The organism is Dellaglioa sp. CoH-56-MRSF-14 (assembly GCF_056782115.1).
Map to the genome: position 1 here is coordinate 1 of NZ_JBXAYB010000011.1, position 4217 is coordinate 4217.

Below are 4217 nucleotides of genomic sequence, written 5' to 3' on the forward strand. Positions count from 1 at the left end.
AGATAATAAGTGCTGGTGGATCAATTTATAAAAAACCACATTATCATGTTTTGTATATTGCTCGTAATCCGGTTACTGTTGAAAGTATTCGGAAAAAAATAAAACGTAATTTAGGTGATCAATCTGTATCTCATATCGAAATTGTTGATAGCGTGGAGTATTATTTTCAGTATTTAACGCATGAAAGTTCTGATGCAATTAAGAAAGGTAAACACCGCTACGATAAAAAAGATTTAATCTTTATAAATGATTTTGATATTGATAGATACGTAACACTTGATGAAAATGAAAAGAAAGAATTAAGGCAGACTTTACTTGAAATTGTAGATGAATATAACATTGTTAATGTAAAGGAATTAAGCTCGTTTATCAGACAAAGAGGTAACGAATTTGGAATTGAGAGTATGAAATATGTGAATGAAATAATTTCAAGTTCTTCTGGAATTTTTCGACTATATTTTGATGCAAATTACCAATGTGGTTATCGTCCGGTCTATTCAAAAACCATTGATCCTGATACAGGAGAAATAAAGAATGAGAGAGGGGTGAGAGCATGAGAGAGTTTAGTGAAAGTGATGTTGAGAAATACTTAGAATACACTGATCAAAATGTTATCCCGACTAAAGAGCTTTTAGGTCAATGCTTTATTTGTGGTATAAAGTTAAGTGAAACTGAGACACCTGAAGGTCCAGAAAAACGAGTTGTTTGTTTGAAAGATAGAGATTACTTTGTTGAAGGATTTGAGGAATTGATAGAAATGGGAGAAATAAAATAAATATTGAGACTGGAGAGGTTAAGTAATGATTATTGACGTGGAATATATTGGATTTAAGAACAATTTAGAAGTTAATTATTTGGAGGAAAAGTAATGACACAAGCAGATATTAAATACCGTCCTATTAAACCATCCGATTATCATATCTTGGAAGATATGATTCGCAAATCATGGAACTACGATCGATTAGGAAGCCCAAAATTAGCTAAACAACTGTCTAAAATATATCTTGCCAGTTGTCTTGTTAATCAAACATTTACTAGTGTTGCTGTTTTTAATGAAGTGCCTGTTGGTATTATTATGGGTAAAAATAGAGAAACACATCGTAAACCACTAAGGTATCTTATTCGGCAAGGAATTGCTGTTGCACGAATTGCTATATCTAAAGAAGGGCGTAAAATTGGAAAGACGTTTCAAAAATTTGAAGAAGTTGATGAAATTCTTTTAAAGAGCATTGGTACAAACTTTGATGGTGAATTAGCTTTTTTTGTTGTAGATGGAAACCAACGTGGTTCAGGTATCGGTAAACAATTGTATCAACAATTTTTAGATTATATGACATCTGAAAATCTTAAGACATTTTACTTATTTACGGATACGACATGTAATTTTGGCTTTTATGAACATCAAGGTTTGGAACGATTAGCTGAAGAAACGCTCGATTTGCCAGAATTACAAGAGAATATGCATTTCTATTTGTACGGAAAAATGTGATAAAAGGGGCTAGTATTATATTTTCTAAGTAAAATGAAAAAATGTTATTTCTTAAAAATTTACCTTCAATGGGCGCGATTGTTGAACTATTTTTTTAGAAAAGGGTAGCTTAGGCTACTCTTTTTTATTTGGCCAGTGGGAAAATAAACGGTAGGGTCAACGATAAATGTCTGACTGAAGCAAATCGGAAGGAATTTAAGAAGTTGATACGATCCACTGATTTTCCACCCTCTTGGCAACTCGTTTTCGAGCCGTCGGAGACATGTAGAAATTTTCTGGGTTTGCCACTTTTGAAAAAGTGGCAAGGTCTGTTGTTTTGAATTTGATATTGAAATGAATTTGCAATCGTTGCGGAAAAATGCAAAGGTGAAAATATCATTTCTGTTACTAGAAAAAAGGACAGCTGTAGGCGTTTTTTTTTGTGCCTGTTCACGTCGAACCTTTTCAGCCTAAAGGCGAAAAAAGGGGCAAAGTGGACAGACAGTTTTTAGCCTCGCAGAGACCACACTTCACAGAGTGAAGTATAGTGGGTTATACTTTACTTGGAAGATAACTCCGAAATGAGGTGCGTACTATGAGTTTTGTAGTGGCTAGAATGACGAAATTAAAAGCTGATAATTTAGTCGGTATTGGCAATCATGACCAACGGAAAACGACTAATCACAGCAACGAAGATATTGATGTTTCCCGCTCCCACTTGAATTATGATTTGGTGGCTGGGCGCACTGATAATTTTAAAACGGATATTGAAGCCTATATCAACGAAAATAAAGCTAGTAAGCGGGCAGTTCGCAAAGACGCTGTTTTAGTCAATGAGTGGATTCTAACCAGTGACAAAGATTTTTTTGAGCAATTAGACGAAGTCGAAACCCGTAAATATTTTGAAACAGCCAAACAATATTTTGCAGATAACTATGGCGACGAAAATATTCGTTATGCGGTCGTTCACTTGGACGAGAAGACCCCTCACATGCATATGGGCATTGTGCCCTTTGATGATGATAGAAAGCTCTCAGCTAAGCGTATATTCAATCGTGAAGCCTTACAGCGCATTCAAGAGGAATTACCACAATATCTCAAAGAGAATGGCTTTGATGTTCAACGTGGCAACAAAAACAAAGAGCGTAAGAATTTATCAGTACCCGAATACAAAACTATGCGGGAAGATTTGAAAAAAATAGAGACCGAAAAACAAGAGACACAAGCAAAGCTTGCAGATACTAAAAAACAGCTTGATGAAATCAAGCCACGGGATAACAAAAAAATTGCTAGTAAACCAACTTTGCTGAATAAAAATAAAGTCATGGTTGATAAATCTGATCTCGCTGATTTGGAACAACGGGCGTCTTTTAGTGATAATTACAATCAAATGCATGCTAGAGCAAGGCGTGAAGCCGACTCGTTAAGAGATAAACTGACTAGAACAACGTGGGACTATAATGACCTCGAAAGAGAGAATGAGCGATTGCAAAAGTTAGTCGGAACACTTCAAGGCATTGTCCGCAATGTTGATGAATTTCTACACAAAAAACTAGGTATCAATTTACCTGACAAGTGGCTAGAACGTGCAGGACTAAAAGAACCGTCTAAAAAAGCCCCTGAAAGCTCACAGGAACTCGAAAAACATAAATCTGATGAATTAGGCGGTCCACATCTTTAAAACGCTTATATGGGCTTAAAATGGCATTTAAGAGCTTAATTTAACATCTGGCTAGATTGAACGTCGTTAATTTTGTGTCTGTCAACGGTAAATCGAATTAAAGGGGCTTGCTGCTTTAGCAGTTAGCCCCTTTTTGAGGCTTTAAGGAGTTGATAGACTAGCGGATAAAACACTTTTGCGCATGCAAAGAAAAGCACACCTGCTTTTTTTGCCTGCCCCACGGCGAGTGCGGGGTGAGTTTGAGCGGGAGCTCCCGCTCATTTATGGGGTCAAGCTGACACAGCTTGCGGGTTTGGGCGGAGCCCATATTTTGGTTTGAGTGGGATAAAAATTTTGAAAATCAGGGGGCAGGGAGCGAATTTCGCTCCCGTACTACGACCCCCCTATAAGTGCCGAGTGCCAAATTTTACTTGAATAGGACTTTACGCTTACTCTCCCAATGGATTTGGGAGTTTTTTTATGACCGCCGTTTGACCGCCGTTTTGACCGCCGTTTTTTTAAACGGGTTATTTTTTGACTATATAGACTATAAGTATATAATGATGTATAATGATAAAAAAATAAAGGAGTGAGTTTTATGCCTGAAGAGAAAACAGAATATCAAGTTGTAACCGTTAGAATACCTAAAAAGATGTATGCTGATTACAAAGAGATTTTAAAAAGTGAAGGAAAAATTGTAACTTACGATATTAGAAACTATATGCGTGATGTTATCGAAAAATCTAAGAAAGGAGAAAAATGAGCATAAAAAAAGAGCGCCCTCTCTCAAGTTCGCTCGTGAAAAATGCTTTTATTTTCTAAAGGTGATTATACTATATGACTACTAAAAATACAAAGGCTAGAAACTTTGCATTCATTTTGTATCCTGAAAGTATTCCTGAAAACTTTATTGAAAATTTAGAAAAAACTGGTATTCCTATGGCGATTAGTCCGCTCCATAATTTAGATAAAACTGAACGAAAATTTAAAGATATGACTCCTGATGAACAAGAGATAATAAGTGCTGGTGGATCAATTTATAAAAAACCACATTATCATGTTTTGTATATTGCTCGTAATCCGGTTACT

The 4217-nt window shown here is 35.9% G+C and carries 6 protein-coding genes; all 6 read left to right on the plus strand.

The features are described 5' to 3' along the window. A partial coding sequence (locus AC1RPX_RS07550; protein WP_481763208.1) for a Rep family protein occupies window positions 1-557 on the plus strand: 557 nt, incomplete at its 5' end. Next, window positions 554-775 carry a hypothetical protein gene (locus AC1RPX_RS07555; protein ID WP_481761990.1) on the plus strand — a complete coding sequence of 74 codons (222 nt, stop codon included), beginning with the start codon at window positions 554-556 and terminating at the stop codon, window positions 773-775. The genes AC1RPX_RS07550 and AC1RPX_RS07555, both read left to right, overlap by 4 nt. 93 nt (window positions 776-868) lie before the next feature. After that, window positions 869-1489: a GNAT family N-acetyltransferase gene (locus AC1RPX_RS07560; protein WP_481761989.1), complete on the plus strand. Its 621-nt coding sequence runs from the start codon at window positions 869-871 to the stop codon at window positions 1487-1489. 574 nt (window positions 1490-2063) lie between these two features. Further along, a complete protein-coding gene (gene mobV, locus AC1RPX_RS07565) occupies window positions 2064-3149 on the plus strand; it encodes a MobV family relaxase (RefSeq protein WP_004906452.1) in 1086 nt (361 codons plus the stop codon). 577 nt (window positions 3150-3726) lie between these two features. Beyond that, complete coding sequence (locus AC1RPX_RS07570; RefSeq protein ID WP_481761992.1) at window positions 3727-3891, plus strand: transcriptional regulator; 165 nt, start codon at window positions 3727-3729, stop codon at window positions 3889-3891. Between the two features lie 74 nt (window positions 3892-3965). After that, window positions 3966-4217: Rep family protein (locus AC1RPX_RS07575; RefSeq protein WP_481763210.1), on the plus strand; the 252-nt coding region annotated here is incomplete at its 3' end.